Raw genomic sequence first — 14,780 nt, forward strand, 5'->3', positions numbered from 1 at the left:
GAAGGCTTCGCGGGTCTCAATGATCGGCCCTACCTCCCCCACCCGTTCTGGAAGCTCTGCTCGAAGGCGCCGGAACTCCACAGGGGAGAGTTCGAAGCGAAGTGCGCTTCTCGGGGATGCGGGAGATCTTTTTGAATGTCATCCGGTTGCGCTCGCATAGATTCTCCAGTTGCTATTGGCTGCAGTATTCCACCGTGCAGGGTGAGGGTCATCGGCTTTCGCGAGTGGAATGCTTCCGGCCATAAGAAGCACGAGTACCGTGAGGAATCGCTGCAATCGGATCCTTCTATCTCAAACCACAGGCCCAGCCTCGGCTGAGTAGTGGGTCTGTCTTGGAAAAGCAAAAGCTTGCTTTTCATAAATATATCTCCTTTTGTGTAACTTGTTGATAGAGCTATTGTTGCATGCTATCATTCATAGAATCAGGGAGGACTAAGGGAAAGTAAGGTAAAGGAAGGGGAAAGGATTTATGGCAGATTTGAAGAAGAGGCTCGAAAAAGAGCTTGAGGCTCTCACGGAAGAGTTGCGAAAGGAACTTCCAAGAGAGATAAAAAAGGCAAGAGCAATGGGAGATTTGAGAGAGAATGCTGAGTATCAGTCGGCTCTGGAAAGGCAGGGTTACGTAAAGGTGCGGATCGCCCAGATCAGAAAGAAGCTCTCAAACCTCTCGATGATCTCACTTGATAAGATTCCGAAAGATTGCATCTCGCTGGGCTCGAAGGTCCTTATTCTCGATCTGGATTCCGAGGAGGAGATCTCTTATGAGATCGTCATGAACGATGAGAGCGATCCAGGTAAGGGGATGATATCGATCGGCTCCCCGATTGCGAAAAGTCTTCTCGGCAAGAGGGACGGGGATGAGGTGCAGGTCGTGACCCCTTCCGGAAAGAGGAGGTTCGAGATACTCGAATTTCAAACCATTCACGATAACGAAGAGTAGATGCCGATCATCAATAATCTCACGGTAGATGTAGAGCGACGATCCGTCTTGAAGCGGCTTGGTTTGAAGTATCCCCAGGAGGTCAACAGCCAGCATCTTGACAGTCTCATCGATTCAGAAATTGAGAATGCCCGGCGGCTCATCGAGCCAAAGGGGATCTATGAGAAGTTTGCCATCATAAATGATGGATCGGGGATCATTCGGATGGTTGGTGGATTCACGATCATAAGTAAGAAACTTGCAGCGTGGCTCGGTGGATCGAGGGGGGTTTTCCTTATGGCTGTGACGATCGGGAGCAAGGTCGAGGAGGAGGCCGCCAGGCTGATTTATGAAGGGGAGCCGACGAGAGGATTGATCGCGGATGCCATCGGTTCCGTTGCCGTTGAGGAGCTTGCGGAAACCGTGGAGAAATTGATAAGCAGGGAAGCAGGCTCCAGTGCTAAAAGGAGATTTTCCTGTGGCTATAGTGACTGGGCTTTAACTGATCAGGAGAAGATACTTGACTTGCTCGGGGCCGGTAGGATAGGCTTGAGCGTCAATGATAGATGCATCATGATTCCTCAGAAATCGATTACAGCGGCAATAGGATTCTTCTGAATCTTATGATAAAGTTCCACAGAAACATCATCATTTCGATGAGGCCAAAACAGTGGGTGAAGAACTCTTTTGTCTTTGCCGCCCTCGTTTTTTCACAGAACCTCTTCAATGTCGACAATCTTCTGATAACCACATGGGGGTTTCTCCTGTTTTGCGCTCTCTCTGGAACGGTGTACATTATCAATGATATCTTCGACATCGAAAAAGACCGTCTGCATCCTGCAAAGGCAAGAAGACCGATAGCCTCAGGAGCCCTCTCCATCCGGGCTGCTATTTTCTGGAGCTTATTGGTTGCATCTCTATCGCTGCTGATCTCCTTCCTGCTCTCTATCAAGTTCGGCACCGTCGCTCTCATATACTGGGTCTTGAATCTGCTTTACTCTGTCATACTGAAGAAGATCGTCATCATCGACGTCATGTCTATTGCTTTCGGCTTCCTCCTCAGGGCGATTGCTGGAGCCGTCATCATCGACGTGCAGATCTCAAGCTGGCTGATTCTCTGCACCATTCTTATCGCCCTGTTCCTCGGATTCTGCAAGAGGAGGCAGGAATTATCCATCTACAAAGAGGAGGCAGCCTCACACCGCGAGATACTGGTTGAATATTCACAGACCTTCATCGATCAGATGATCGCCGTCGTGACCGCTTCGACCCTCATCGCTTACTCCTTCTACACGATGTCGCCCGAAGTCATGGAAAAGCTCGGAACGACGCATCTGAATTTCACCATACCTTTCGTGCTATACGGGATCTTCAGGTATCTGTATCTCGTCCTTCACAAGGGGGTAGGAGACAATCCGACGAGACTCGTCCTGGAGGACAAACCTCTCTTGCTGAACATCCTCCTCTGGGGCATCGTCGTCGTTATCATCCTGTATCTCATATGATGTGAAAATTCATGCATATATACGCATATTATGTCAGGCATCGTAACGCCTCATTGAGTGATGGATCATGAGCAAGTCTAAGGTAGCGGTAATCAGGACGACGCCGCAGAAGGTCCTGGAAGATTATTCAAGGGTGATGCGGATGACAGACTACCTCTCTCATGTCGACAGGTCAATACCTACGATCATAAAGCTGAATCTATCATGGACAAAATATTTTCCTGCCTGCTCCTCGCAGCCCTGGCAGCTCGATGGTGTCCTCAAAACGCTTCTCGAGGATGGCTTCAGCAAACAGGGTCTCATCCCCGTCGAAAATAAGACTGTAGTGACGAACCCCTGGAAAGGGGCAAGAGATAACAGGTGGCTTCCCGTCCTCGAAAGATATGGAATCAAATTCACGCCACTCACCGAGGTCAAGTGGATAGTCTATAAGTTCAAGACAAGGCTCTTCCGGTTGAACCAGCTCTTCCCTGAAGGGATCGAGATACCCGAGCTCATGATAGGAAAGAACGTAATTCATCTTCCGACGGTGAAGACTCACGGCCATTCCGTAATGACGGGAGCGATTAAGAACGCCTTTGGCGGACTCCTGAAAGAGTTCCGGCATTACGGACACAAGTACATACACGAAGTCCTTGCCGACCTCATGGTGATGCAGATGGAGATCCATCCTTCCATTTTCGCCGTCATGGATGGAACGGTATGCGGTGATGGAGCCGGTCCCAGGACGATGTTTCCTGTCACCAAGGGATTCATCCTGGCAAGCACCGATTCCGTTGCCATAGACGCCGTGGCGGCGAAGATGATGGGCTTCGACCCGATGAAGATCGGCTACATCAGGATCTGTCATGAGGAAGGGTTCGGCACCGGCAATCCTGCCATGATCGAAGTCGTAGGCGAAGACATCACCAGCATCGATTTCGGATTCCAGGTGAGGAGGAGTTTCGTCATCTGGGGTGACCAGATGCTCCGTCTGGGCTCTCTGAGATTCCTGGAAAAAATTGCCCTCCATTCCCCTCTTGTCTTCTGGGCTCCCATGGCGTCCAACATTTACCACGACTTCCTCTGGTATCCCACGATCGGAAAGAGCCGCATCCGTAAGTTCAAAGACACGGAGTGGGGTCGGCTCTTTTCCAAATATTGATAAAGCCTTAAAATATTGCCACTTCATCAGCAATAATAATTACGCTGAGAAGGTGTTAAAATAGCTCTGGTGATCCTGGAATGACCGAGCGACGGACACTTGTATCCCTCATCGAAGATCTCTCGAAAAATTCGCCGAAGACCGCTTATATCCACAGGACCCAATACAGGAAATTTAAATGGACGTTTGGAGAGCTCCTGGACGAATCGAAGCGATTCGCTCTCTGGCTAGATAGACATGGTATTGGAAAAGGAGACAAGTTCATACTCTGGGGGACAAACTGCCCGGAATGGATAGTTGCCTTCCTCGGCTGCATCTTCCGCGGAGTCATCGCCGTTCCACTGGACGATGCTTCGACGGAAGAGTTCGCAAGAAAGATTCTGAAAATCGTTCAGGCGAAGGGGGCTGTCCATTCTGGTGGGAAGAATATTGCAACAGGCGGCGCGACAAACCTCCTCACCATTCATTTTGGCGGCCTGAGAAACGAGATCCAGCAGATAGATTCTTCTGTTTTCTCACCCGTTGACCTGTCGCCGCAGGACATCGTCGAAATAGTCTTCACATCGGGAACGACAGCGGAGCCGAAAGGAGTCCTTATAAGCCACCGCAACATCGTATCCAACCTTGATCCGATAGAGCACTTTGCGAAGAAGTACGCAAGCTGGATTTTACCTCTGTTCTCCTTCAGATTCCTTTCGTTGCTCCCGCTGAGCCATATGTTTGGTCAGGCCCTCGCCATTTTCCTTCCCATCATTCTTGGAAGGTGCGTAGTCCTGATCGATTCGCTGAATCCGAACTACATAAGAAAGGTCATCAAGGAAGAAAAGATCTGGATCCTGATAGCCGTGCCGAGGATCCTCGATTCTCTGCGGGATCTTGTTATAAAAGATTTTGAAAAGAAAAGAGGGGAAAGCTTTCAGGCTTTATATGAAGCTGCCGGGAAGAAGAGGCTACCAGGCAGAATCTGGTTCTTCCGCAAAGTCCAGGGAGGTTTCGGCTGGCGATTCCACTGCATCGTCGTGGGAGGAGCAGCCTTGAACAGGGATCTGGAGGAGTTCTGGGCGACGCTCGGGATTGCAGTAGTCCAAGGTTACGGTCTCACGGAGACGGCCCCTATCATCAGTATCAACAATCCTCTGACCGGAGGGAGAGGCTCCATCGGAAGGGCTATTGGTGACCAGCAGATAAGGCTGGATAAGGATGGAGAAATCCTCGTCAAAGGCTCAAATGTGAGCGAAGGCTACTTGACGGAAAAAGGCGTTGAAAGAGCCGTCTCTGATGAAGGCTGGTTCAGGACTGGAGACCTCGGCGAGATGGACGATGAAGGATACATCTATTTCAGGGGAAGGAAGAAGGATGTGATCGTCACGGCTGAAGGGATAAACGTCTATCCCGATGACGTTGAAGCGTTTCTGAACAGGATGGAAGGGGTCAAAGATAGTGCAGTAATAGGCGTTGAGAAGAATGGAAGAGAAGAAGTCCATGCTGTGCTTCTCCTGAAAGGCGAGGGCTATGATGCCTCATCTATCGTCCGGGGCGCCAATGAATTGTTGAATCCTCATCAGAAGATAAAGTCATTTTCCATCTGGGCTCAGAACGATTTTCCTAGAACATCCACATTCAAGGTAAAGAGAAGAAAAGTGGCAGAGCGCATCAGAGCTTCTATGAGCGAGCAAAAATGGCGAGATACGGAAACAGTTGTCGCTGCTGCAGAACTTAAAACGGATGCTTTTAAGGACCTGATCCGTGAAATTTCGGGGAGGAAAGGGATGGAATTTGCCGAGGGGATGAAGCTATCCACTGATGTCGGCCTTGGCTCGATAGACAGGGTCGAGCTCCTCTGTGCTCTTGAGGATAAGTATCAGGTCAGCATCGATGAGAAGGAGTTCGCAAAATGCGAGACTGTCGAAGAGTTAAAAAGGCTTATCAGCGAATCAAAGCCAGGCCGCAGCGAAGTGAAACTTCCCCGTTGGCAGACATCGCTTCCCGTGAGGTGGCTCAGGGTTATAGTCCAGCAGATCTTTTTCCTGCCGATTACGAGATACTACTGCTCGATAACAGTTGTCGGAAGAGAGAATCTAAAGGGATTGAAGGCTCCTTTCATCATGGTCTCAAACCACATCAGTCACATGGACGCCCCTGCCATTCTTGCTACGCTTCCCTTCAAACTGAGGATCAGGCTGACGCCCGTGATGATGCAGGAGATCTTCAATGAATATCTATTTCCAGAGGGAGTCCCGTTTCACAGGAGATTTCTGGTCGGCCTTGCCTATTTCATCGCCACCGCTTTCTATAACGCCTTTCCCTTCCCGACAGAAAGCGATTTTCGCAGCAGCATGGAATATGCGGGAGAGATGGTCGGAAAGGGTTTCTGCCCTCTCATCTTCCCGGAAGGGGGAAGGACTCTCACCGGTAGAATTGAAAAGTTCAAGCCCGGCATCGGGATACTGATCAGCAGCATGAAGATTCCAGTGCTGCCAGTCAGAATCGATGGGATCCAGAATGTCATGCCGATCGATAAGAACTGGCCGAGGAGGGATAAAGTCATCATCCGGATAGGAAAACCGATGACCTTCGACCTCATGACCTATGAATCCATCGCCGCTCGACTCGAGATTGCAGTCAAATCGCTCTAATCGAAACCATGGATGATGACCAAGGTATCCTTCTTTCGATGTCTGACATGATGCCTGATCTGTTGAACATACGGTTGTCCATGGGTGTTACTGTTTAAGGAGGTTGACGATCTGTGGAAGGATTTGCGAGGCGGAACCTTCAAGGAAGATATCGCTGATGCCGGTGGTCAGGATCGTGCTTTCCGTATTGATCTCTATGATGGTTGCTGCGTTCTGCTTGGCGATCAGGGGGATCTGAGAGGCAGGAGCCACGACGGCAGATGTCCCTATGACGAGGAGAGCCTTGCAAGTCGATGCTTCCTGAAACGCCGTACGTAGAGCATCATAAGGGATCGGTTCGCCGAAGAGAACGACTTCGGGCTTGAGAATGCCACCGCACGAACAGAGCGGAGGCAGGTCTTGAATTATCAACTGTTCTAGTTTGATTCTCTTACAGCAGCTCATGCAGATTATCTGCTTATGAGTCCCGTGGAACTCTATTACGGTCTTGTTTCCTGCTGCCTGGTGAAGCCCATCGATATTCTGAGTGACTATCCCTCTCAACTTCCCCATCTCTTCCAGCTCGGCAAGAGCTCTGTGGGCATCGTTAGGCTTAGATTTCAAAATGATCTCTCCAACCTCTTTGAGCATATTCCAGACCTTTCCAGGATTATTAAGGAAGGCATCGATCGTAGCATACTCCTCCGGGTTGTATCTGTCCCAGAGTCCGCCCTGTCCGCGGAAAGGAGGAATCCCGCTTTCGGCAGATATGCCGGCGCCAGTGAGTGCCAGTGTTGCCGAACTTCTCGAGATGATCTCGGCAGCTCTTTCTGTGGCTTTCATCACTCTCCCTTCGTAGTGATCATCATGTGTCAACTGCTCTCAGCATCCCTTGCTTCTTCCGCGGCGGATGAGGCAGACTTCTTTGCGAGTCTTCTATATCATCATTCAAAACTGGATAAATTGCCAGCATTTTCTTCAAACATGGTAGAATAAAAAATCTAAAGTACTTAAGGACTTCGGAATAAGCAAGATGGAGAGGAAGAGATGAAGAGATATGATCTTGTCATCGTGGGAGGTGGACCGGGCGGGCTGGCGGCAGGTATATATGCAGCGAGGGGAATGGTCAACTGTGTTCTTCTCGAAAAGGGGCTTCCGGGAGGGCAGATGCTCAACACGGACGAGATAGAGAATTACCCTGGATTCGAATCAATTCTCGGTATGGAGCTGTCGCAGAAGATGGAGGCGCAGGCCAGGAAGCAGGGTCTCCAGATCGAGACGGCCGATGTTCAGAAGATCAGATTGGATGGTAAAGAAAAGGTCATTATCACGGATGGCGAGGAATACAGGGCGAAGGCGGTCATAGTTGCAACTGGTGGGCTGCCTAAGAAGCTGGGTCTAAAAGGGGAGAAGGAGTTTGCAGGGAAGGGAGTTTCCTATTGCGCGACCTGCGATGGAGCATTTTTCAAAGGACAGGAGCTGGTTGTTATAGGCGGAGGAGACTCCGCCGTTCAGGAGGGGGATTATCTGACAAGGTTTGCCTCGAAGGTCTATCTCGTCCACAGGCGGGATGAACTGAGGGCGAGCAAGGTTCTCCAGAAGAGATTTATCGATAATCCCAGGACGGAGGTGCTCTGGAGCACAATTCCCATCGAGATCTACGGCGGGCGAACGGTCAAAGGAATCAGGCTCAAAAGCGTCAAGACGGGCGAGGAGTTCAACAGAGAGTGTCGCGGTGTATTCATCTACGTGGGATTCCTCCCGAACAGTGACCTCTTCGAGGATGAGATTGAAAAGGATGAAAATGGATTCCTCATTGTGAACAGGGAGATGAAGACCTCCCTTCCTGGAGTCTTTGCCGTCGGAGATGTCATATCCAAGCCCGTCCGTCAGATAGCCGCCGCAGTGGGTGAAGGGGCAACAGCAGAACACTTCGCCGAACACTACATCGCCAACTATTGATGCTGTTGTGTAGCAAAAAGCAGTGGCGGGCTAAATTTTCGGACTTAATGAGTTAAGAGAGGAAGAACATGAACTACAGAAAGGTGTCCATTTCTTTGACCTTGTTAACCATGCTGCTCCTTCTCATCATCAAGATCAAGGCGGATGAGGGGATGTACCTTCTCGATCAGATCGACCCGAACATGATGGAGAAAATGAAGAAGATGGGGCTGAAGCTCTCGCAGGAAGAGATTTACAACCCGCAGGGGACAAGCCTCGCCCATGCCGTGGTCAGCCCGGGAGCGACCGCCTCCTTCGTATCGCCCAACGGATTAATCCTCACCAATCACCATGTCGCCTTTGGAGCCGTCCAGAGAATCAGCACTCCCGAGCAGAACTACATCGAGATGGGTTACCTGGCAAAAACTCTAGAGGAGGAAATTCCGGCTCCCGGATATCAGGTCTTTGTCCTCCAATCCATCGAGGATGTCACCGGACAGATCCTCTCGGAGATCAGAGAGGGGATGAGCGACTATGACCGCTACATGGCCATTGAGAAGAAAACTAAAGAGATCATCAAGAAAGCGGAAGAAAAAGGGGGAGGTCTGGAATGCGATGTCTCCTCGATGAACTACGGAATGAAGTACTACCTCTTCACCTTCCTGAAGATCAGGGATATCCGCGTGGTTTATATCCCGGCTCGCGCAATCGGCGAATACGGCGGAGAGATCGATAACTGGATGTGGCCCCGACACACCGGCGATTTCTCATTCCTGAGGGCTTATGTTGGACCGGATGGAAAGCCAGCCGATCATTCAAAAAGCAACGTTCCCTACAAGCCGAAATCATACCTGAAGATCTCTGCAAGGGGGATCAGCGAAGGGGATTTCACGATGATCATGGGATTCCCGGGGCGCACGGCGCGGCACCAGACCTCTTTCGCCGTTGAGAACGATCAGACGCACCGGTACCCGTTCCAGATACAGATGGCTGGCGATTTGATCCGGATCCTGGAGGAGTTCGCGCAGAAGGATGAAGAAGCCGCTGTCAAGCTTTCCGGCTACATCAAGGGTCTCTACAACACACTCAAGAACAATCAGGGGATGCTCGAAGGGCTGGTCAAGACAGGTCTTCTCGAGAAGAAGAGAGCAGAGGAGATGGATTTTCTCGAGTTTCTGAAGAACCATCCTGAAATGGAAATGAAATATGGCCAGGTGCTTCCCCAGCTAGAGACTTTGTACAGGGAATATCTCAAGAACAGGCAAAAGAGTTCTGTCATGGGCTGGATGGGGAGAGGTCTCCTCGGTAACGCCCTCTCCATCAACAAGTGGAGCATCGAGCGGGAGAAAAAGGATATGGATAGAGAGCCCGGTTACCAGGAACGAGACCTTCCAGATTCAGAGCTCTGGTTGAATGTAGCCCAGAAGAGCCTCGTTCCTGAAGCCGACAGGAAAGTTCTTGAGTATTTTCTGAAGAAGGCGCTTGCCCTTCCGCCGGATCAGAAGATCGTAGCGGTAGAAAGAATGCTCAACCAGAACCCGGAACTCTCGCAGGAGCAGGCGATCGCTAAATTTCTGGACAGAATCTATGCTGGGACGATGCTCGGCTCGGCAGAAGAGAGGGTCAAAATGCTCCACATGAAAAGGGAAGAGCTGCTGAAGCTCCACGATCCATTCATAGAATTTGCCGATGAGATGGAAAAAGAGAGGGAGATCCAACGCAAGAAGGAAAAAGCCTTTTCCGGAGCCGTTTCGAAGCTGATGCCCCTCTACCTGGAGGGGGTGGAAGCCTGGATAAAGCAGCCTCTCTATCCGGACGCCAATGGGACGATTCGTTTCAACTTCGGCCAGGTGAAGGGTTATTCTCCAAAGGATGCCGTTTCATACCGGTACATCACATCACTGACAGGTGTCATCGAAAAGAACACCGGAGTGGATCCTTTCGATTGTCCGGAAAAGCTGATTGATGTTTATAAAGCAAAAGACTTCGGCTCCTGGGTGGATAAGAATATCAATGACGTCCCTGTCGATTTCCTTACGAGCAACGACAGCACGGGAGGGAACTCTGGAAGCCCGGTCCTGAATGGGCGTGGAGAGCTGGTCGGGATCCTCTTTGACGGAATTTATGAGTCGATGTACAGCGATTACCACTTCGACCCGGAGCTGACAAGAAGCATCCACGTGGATATCCGCTACGTCCTATTCTGCCTCGATAAGTTGGACAAGGCGCTCAACATCCTCAACGAACTCACCATCATTCGATGACCCCTCTTGAACTGGCGATGATGGCTGGCTTACGATAGCCCCCTCCTGATCCAGAGGTGAATGTTTGCTTAAGATGAGGCGTCTTTTTCTTCCCCTCCCTTCAGGAGAGGAGTATGGGGAGGGTGAAGCGCAGGTGCTCCGAAGAAGTGTTCCACGATCTCATCAAGAAAATTGAAGTGGAAGGTGCGCGGCAGCAAGAGTCTTTCAAAGAGAGAGAAAAAATGGAAGACGAAGAGGGTGAAAGTGGCGAGTGTGATCCTGTAGAAATTGCCACTTCGCCTGATGATGGAAAAGTTATCCAGGAAAGGGGAGAGAAGGATATATTCTGCCAGGAAGAAGAGCATTGTAGGAAGCCCGATGAGCACCGTCAGGACGACGAAGAGCCTGTCAAGCCCTTTGTGCTTCCCGATTCTATCGCGCAGATTATTCTTTGAATAGGTGAACGGCTTCCCGGAGGTGATCCCCTCTTTGAACCACTTCACGATTAGATAGGAAATGACCCAGGCCGAGATGGAGACGATATCCATGACCGGCCGGAAATGGCTCCCGTTCTCTCCGTACAAGGCCCTGACCCTGACGCACCGGATGATCTTTCCCATATCGCCCGCTTTGATCAGCAGTTCTGTTTCTGTGATATACCTCTCGCTTGTGAGTTCTATCTTCTTGATGAGAGAGAGGGGATAGAGTCTGTATCCGCACTGCGTGTCCTCGATAGGTTGGTTGGCCGCCAGTGATACGTAGAACCGTGCGATCCTCATTGCATCCAGGCGCGCTTGGGGGATATTCTCGCGATCGTGCATGCGAGAGCCGATGATGATCTCCTCAAGGTTATGTTCAAAGGCTTTGATGAAGAGCGGGATCTCATCCGGGTCATGCTGCCCATCAGCATCCATGCTGATGGCGGCGTCGAATCCTTCCTTGATCGCTCTCCGGAAGAGGAGTTTCAGGGCATGTCCCTTCCCATAGTTTGCAGGGATCGTGACGACCTCCGCGCCGGCTTCCCGAGCGATCACCGCCGTTTCATCGGCGGAGCCATCATCCGCAACTATGACTCTTGTGACATGCTTCCGTGCGCCATCGATGACATTCCTTATCGTTTTCGCCGCGTTGAAAGCTGGAATAATGACGCAGATCCTGGAACTCAAGTTTTCCTCCTTCCCGATCTCTATGGTTTTCACCGCATTCAGGCAGGCGTGGAGAAGATGATCGTTCATTCATTCAGTCTGTCCTTCAGAATGTGGATGATGGCCGGTAGAACGAGGAGGGCGGTGGCCGTGCAGGTGATGGCTCCCAGGCTCAGGACAAGCCCAATGGATGCGATGCCATGGGATTTCGCGGTAACTAGGCTCCCGCATCCCGCGAGTGTCGTCGCGGCGCACATCATCACATTCTTTCCCATAAGGTGAAGAGCATTCCCGAGGTCTCTTCGATCCTCGCGCCAGTAGGCCTGCATGACGTAAATGCCATAATCCACCCCGAAGCCGGCAAGAGGGCAAGCGAGATGCGTGGCGTTATCTGGGATCTGGCGGAAGAAGGATATCTTGCCGTTGCTGCGGATTATATGAGAAAGATCAAGGGGGATTACAAGCGAAGCCTTTTTGCCTGGCACTGTGAGAAAGACGTTACTGCGGCGCTGGAGATCGTCGAGAGGGAGCCGCTGGTGGACAGGGAGCGGATCGCGACACTTGGCTTCTCACAGGGGGGTGTCTTCAGTTTGTTGATCGCAGCTGCCGTGCCCGAGAAGGTTAAAACGGTCGTTGCCTACTACCCCGTGACTGATTTCGAACACTGGTTGTACGATTATAGAAGAACCAATCCGATGCAAAGAGCGGTCTTCCGGATCATTCGCTGGTATTTCAGGAAGGAATCGGGGGCAAGGACGGAAGAGGAGTTCAGGGTGAAGTTGAAAAATGCTTCCCCGCTGCATCATCTCAACAAGATCAAGGCTTCCGTCCTTCTCATCCACGGTGAGCTCGACAGGTCCGCGCCCGTAGATGAATCCAGGCGGCTGTATGAGAGGCTGCGTGAAGCGGGAATTGATACTGAGCTTACTGTCATTCCGGGAGCCGGGCATGTCTTCAATTTCAAGGATCCGCAGCAGGCTACGACTGCCTGGGATGCCACCCTCCGCTGGCTCTATCATCATACGCGTCAATGATACTACATCAAGAGCCTCTGTTCTTAAAGAAGTTTCTGAAAGGGTGTCAGAAGCGGACTGATGTACCGAATGTAAAGTTCCAGCCGCTGAGATCAATCGTCCCATAATCGACAAAGTCGTTGTTGAGATCGTCGTCCACGCTGTTGTATTTTGCTTCCATCAGGATGGACCAGTTGGAGTCGAAGGCGATCTCCAATCCAGCCAGCGCATGGGCTCCAACAGCCACGCCATCCGAAAAGAAGGAGTCATAGTAGATGGGCAGCGTCTCATCACCGAAATCGATGAATTCTCCCGTCTCCCGATATTCCCACAGATACAGGCCGAGTCCTCCACCGATGTACGGAATGATCTTGTTCAGAAAGAGGCGTCTCCTTCCCTCCGTGTATCTTCCTCCGGGAAGTACCTTGAAGGTGGCTTGAACGGGTATGATCTCAAGTACGGTGTCGTGCACAATCGGGAATCCATCGTCTCCAATGTAATCCCTGTACTCTGAAGTGGCAGAGGAGTGGAAGTAATCAACGCCGATGGAGAATTCGAGGATTCTGTTAATGGATGTGGTGAAGTCGACTCCAACATTGAGATCTTTAAGATCCTGCGAGTTGAAGGTAAAGATCTCTTCGGTCTCTTTCCAGAAATGGCTGTCTCCATCTGGTCTGAAGAGGCCTAATTTGAAGCTAATGGAGCCTCGTTCCTGGGGAACGTCTTCACGGGCGAAAACAATGGAGGAAAATGGTAGTGAAAATAGAAATAAAAGAGGAAGGATGAAGATCGATATAGTTGTTTTATTCATGTGCGCCTCCTGAAGCGTTTTAATTGCTTGGAAAGAAGCAAAGCATATGCCACAACTAAAAATAGTCATTGGCTTCCCGAAGACCGCAATTTTATTTATCAAAATTCTATAGGCTTTCGAAAAGGCGTTCAATGATCGTACCCCGGCTGTATTTTCAGATAGACATAGTGTTTTAATGTATTGACAATGAATATGAAATAATGTATCGTTTTTTTTCATTTTAGGTCGGGAAGCGATTCCCCAACTAATTTTTTTCCATATTAGATGCGTGAGATTGCTTCGCAACGCTCGCAATGACATCAATTTTTCAATGTCATCGATTTTTTATGGAAGATTTGAGAAAAATTTCGCAAATCACGATCAATCGGGAGGTTTTGTATGGCTGAGAAGATGATGGCTGTTTGGAAAAAGGAACGGGCTCCGGGAGCGAGCGTCGCCGATGCTGATGTTCCAAAGATCAAACCGGATGAAGTTCTGGTCAAGGTTAAAGCGACTTCGATCTGTGGCACTGATGCTCACATCTATGCCTGGGATGAGTGGTCGCAGGGAAGAATAAAGCCGCCGATGATCTTCGGTCATGAGTGTGGTGGAGAGGTCGTCGAGGTTGGAAGCCTGGTGAAGGGGGTCAAAGTGGGTGATCATGTTTCCGCTGAAACCCACATCCCATGCGGTATCTGCTTCCAGTGCCGCACAGGGAACCAGCACATCTGCAAGGACTTGAAGATCCTTGGGGTTGATACGAACGGTGCCTTTGCGGAATACATCGCGATTCCTTCTTCTGTCCTCTGGATCAATGACAAAAGCCTTCCCTGGGAGATAGCGACCATTCAGGAACCATTCGGTAATGCCACATACACCGTCATGGAGAGCCAGGTAGGTGGAAAGATCATCGCCATCATCGGCGATGGCCCCATCGCTGCCTTTACAAACGGTGTTGCCAAGGCGGTGGGAGCCTGCAAGATCTACGCGATAGGGAAGTACGATGTCCGCCTGAACATCATAAAGAAAATGGGCGCAGATGTTCTCATCAAGGTCACGGATACCGACCCGGTCAAGTTCATTATGGACGACACGAACGGCGTCGGCGTTGATGTCATCCTCGACATGGTTGGGAACCAGCAGGCGATCGATTGGGGCTTCAAGTTGGTCAAGAAAGCCGGGACCTATACTGCCTTCGGCATCCCGCCGAGCATCCCGAAGCTCGACCTGGCTGCCGGTGTTGTCTTCAAAGGATCGAAGATCATTGGAATAAACGGCAGGAAGATGTGGGAGACCTGGTATCAGGTGGCGAACCTTCTGAACAACAAGATGGTCGATCCGACACCGGTCATCACGCATAAGTTCCCGTTGAAGGATTTCATCAAGGCGATGGAAACGATGAAAGCGGCCGACAGACTTGCAAGCAAAGTAGTCCTGCTGCCAGAAGCTTAATCGGCATTGCTGG

Annotated in this window: 14 protein-coding genes; 9 read left to right on the plus strand and 5 right to left on the minus strand. The window is 50.6% G+C overall.

The genetic code is table 11. From position 1 onward, the window contains the following. Positions 1–138: 138 nt before the first annotated feature. Complete coding sequence (locus AB1756_00005) at positions 139–276, minus strand: hypothetical protein (protein ID MEW5805734.1); 138 nt, start codon at positions 274–276, stop codon at positions 139–141. A gap of 193 nt (positions 277–469) precedes the next feature. On the opposite strand from AB1756_00005, the gene greA reads away from it, so the two are divergent. From greA to AB1756_00030, 5 genes are all read left to right on the plus strand, one after another. Next, positions 470–940 (plus strand): transcription elongation factor GreA, encoded by a 471-nt coding sequence (greA, locus tag AB1756_00010; GenBank protein ID MEW5805735.1) that lies wholly within the window; start codon positions 470–472, stop codon positions 938–940. Further along, complete coding sequence (locus tag AB1756_00015) at positions 941–1,537, plus strand: hypothetical protein (GenBank protein ID MEW5805736.1); 597 nt, start codon at positions 941–943, stop codon at positions 1,535–1,537. Continuing rightward, positions 1,486–2,424 (plus strand): decaprenyl-phosphate phosphoribosyltransferase, encoded by a 939-nt coding sequence (locus tag AB1756_00020; GenBank protein ID MEW5805737.1) that lies wholly within the window; start codon positions 1,486–1,488, stop codon positions 2,422–2,424. The genes AB1756_00015 and AB1756_00020 overlap by 52 nt, the downstream gene beginning before the upstream one ends. A gap of 67 nt (positions 2,425–2,491) precedes the next feature. After that, a complete protein-coding gene (locus AB1756_00025; GenBank protein MEW5805738.1) occupies positions 2,492–3,568 on the plus strand; it encodes a DUF362 domain-containing protein in 1,077 nt (358 codons plus the stop codon). A gap of 80 nt (positions 3,569–3,648) precedes the next feature. Continuing rightward, entirely contained in the window at positions 3,649–6,204 is a 2,556-nt protein-coding gene (locus AB1756_00030) for an AMP-binding protein (GenBank protein MEW5805739.1), read from the plus strand. Between the two features lie 87 nt (positions 6,205–6,291). Here the strand turns inward: AB1756_00030 and AB1756_00035 are convergent, their stop codons facing one another. Then, on the minus strand, positions 6,292–7,026 hold the full coding sequence (locus AB1756_00035) for an NAD-dependent deacylase (protein ID MEW5805740.1): 735 nt from the start codon (positions 7,024–7,026) through the stop codon (positions 6,292–6,294). Positions 7,027–7,230: 204 nt separating this feature from the next. Here AB1756_00035 and trxB point away from each other — a divergent pair, with 204 nt between their 5' ends. Next, positions 7,231–8,145, plus strand: coding sequence for a thioredoxin-disulfide reductase (trxB, locus tag AB1756_00040; GenBank protein MEW5805741.1), 915 nt, complete (start codon positions 7,231–7,233; stop codon positions 8,143–8,145). Between the two features lie 68 nt (positions 8,146–8,213). After that, the gene (locus AB1756_00045) at positions 8,214–10,388 is read left to right on the plus strand and encodes a S46 family peptidase (protein ID MEW5805742.1); all 2,175 of its coding nucleotides are present in this window, start codon (positions 8,214–8,216) and stop codon (positions 10,386–10,388) included. 68 nt (positions 10,389–10,456) lie between these two features. On the opposite strand, the gene AB1756_00050 is transcribed toward AB1756_00045, so the two are convergent. Both AB1756_00050 and AB1756_00055 read right to left on the minus strand, forming a co-directional pair. Continuing rightward, positions 10,457–11,602 carry a glycosyltransferase family 2 protein gene (locus AB1756_00050; GenBank protein ID MEW5805743.1) on the minus strand — a complete coding sequence of 382 codons (1,146 nt, stop codon included), beginning with the start codon at positions 11,600–11,602 and terminating at the stop codon, positions 10,457–10,459. Beyond that, positions 11,599–11,862, minus strand: a complete 264-nt coding sequence (locus tag AB1756_00055; GenBank protein MEW5805744.1) for an MMPL family transporter — start codon at positions 11,860–11,862, stop codon at positions 11,599–11,601. Before AB1756_00055 ends, AB1756_00050 begins: the two co-directional genes overlap by 4 nt. A 27-nt stretch (positions 11,863–11,889) precedes the next feature. Between AB1756_00055 and AB1756_00060 the strand changes: the two genes are divergently transcribed. Further along, a complete protein-coding gene (locus AB1756_00060) occupies positions 11,890–12,546 on the plus strand; it encodes an alpha/beta fold hydrolase (GenBank protein ID MEW5805745.1) in 657 nt (218 codons plus the stop codon). A 46-nt stretch (positions 12,547–12,592) separates the two neighbouring features. On the opposite strand, the gene AB1756_00065 is transcribed toward AB1756_00060, so the two are convergent. Further along, a complete protein-coding gene (locus tag AB1756_00065) occupies positions 12,593–13,336 on the minus strand; it encodes a hypothetical protein (GenBank protein ID MEW5805746.1) in 744 nt (247 codons plus the stop codon). Positions 13,337–13,714: 378 nt separating this feature from the next. Between AB1756_00065 and tdh the strand changes: the two genes are divergently transcribed. Next, the gene (tdh, locus tag AB1756_00070; protein ID MEW5805747.1) at positions 13,715–14,767 is read left to right on the plus strand and encodes an L-threonine 3-dehydrogenase; all 1,053 of its coding nucleotides are present in this window, start codon (positions 13,715–13,717) and stop codon (positions 14,765–14,767) included. Positions 14,768–14,780: the final 13 nt, after the last annotated feature.

Source organism: Acidobacteriota bacterium (assembly GCA_040752675.1).
In the GTDB taxonomy this organism is placed as follows: Bacteria; Acidobacteriota; Polarisedimenticolia; order JBFMGF01; family JBFMGF01; genus JBFMGF01.

What these genes read in the sequence shown, in the direction of transcription:
- greA (MEW5805735.1), top strand. Translation starts at nt 470, where the DNA reads ATGGCAGATTTGAAGAAGAGGCTCGAAAAAGAGCTTGAGGCTCTCACG.
- AB1756_00015 (MEW5805736.1), top strand. Translation starts at nt 941, where the DNA reads ATGCCGATCATCAATAATCTCACGGTAGATGTAGAGCGACGATCCGTC.
- AB1756_00020 (MEW5805737.1), top strand. Translation starts at nt 1,486, where the DNA reads ATGCATCATGATTCCTCAGAAATCGATTACAGCGGCAATAGGATTCTT.
- AB1756_00025 (MEW5805738.1), top strand. Translation starts at nt 2,492, where the DNA reads ATGAGCAAGTCTAAGGTAGCGGTAATCAGGACGACGCCGCAGAAGGTC.
- AB1756_00030 (MEW5805739.1), top strand. Translation starts at nt 3,649, where the DNA reads ATGACCGAGCGACGGACACTTGTATCCCTCATCGAAGATCTCTCGAAA.
- AB1756_00035 (MEW5805740.1), bottom strand. Translation starts at nt 7,026, where the DNA reads ATGAAAGCCACAGAAAGAGCTGCCGAGATCATCTCGAGAAGTTCGGCA.
- trxB (MEW5805741.1), top strand. Translation starts at nt 7,231, where the DNA reads ATGAAGAGATATGATCTTGTCATCGTGGGAGGTGGACCGGGCGGGCTG.
- AB1756_00045 (MEW5805742.1), top strand. Translation starts at nt 8,214, where the DNA reads ATGAACTACAGAAAGGTGTCCATTTCTTTGACCTTGTTAACCATGCTG.
- AB1756_00050 (MEW5805743.1), bottom strand. Translation starts at nt 11,602, where the DNA reads ATGAACGATCATCTTCTCCACGCCTGCCTGAATGCGGTGAAAACCATA.
- AB1756_00060 (MEW5805745.1), top strand. Translation starts at nt 11,890, where the DNA reads ATGCGTGGCGTTATCTGGGATCTGGCGGAAGAAGGATATCTTGCCGTT.
- AB1756_00065 (MEW5805746.1), bottom strand. Translation starts at nt 13,336, where the DNA reads ATGAATAAAACAACTATATCGATCTTCATCCTTCCTCTTTTATTTCTA.
- tdh (MEW5805747.1), top strand. Translation starts at nt 13,715, where the DNA reads ATGGCTGAGAAGATGATGGCTGTTTGGAAAAAGGAACGGGCTCCGGGA.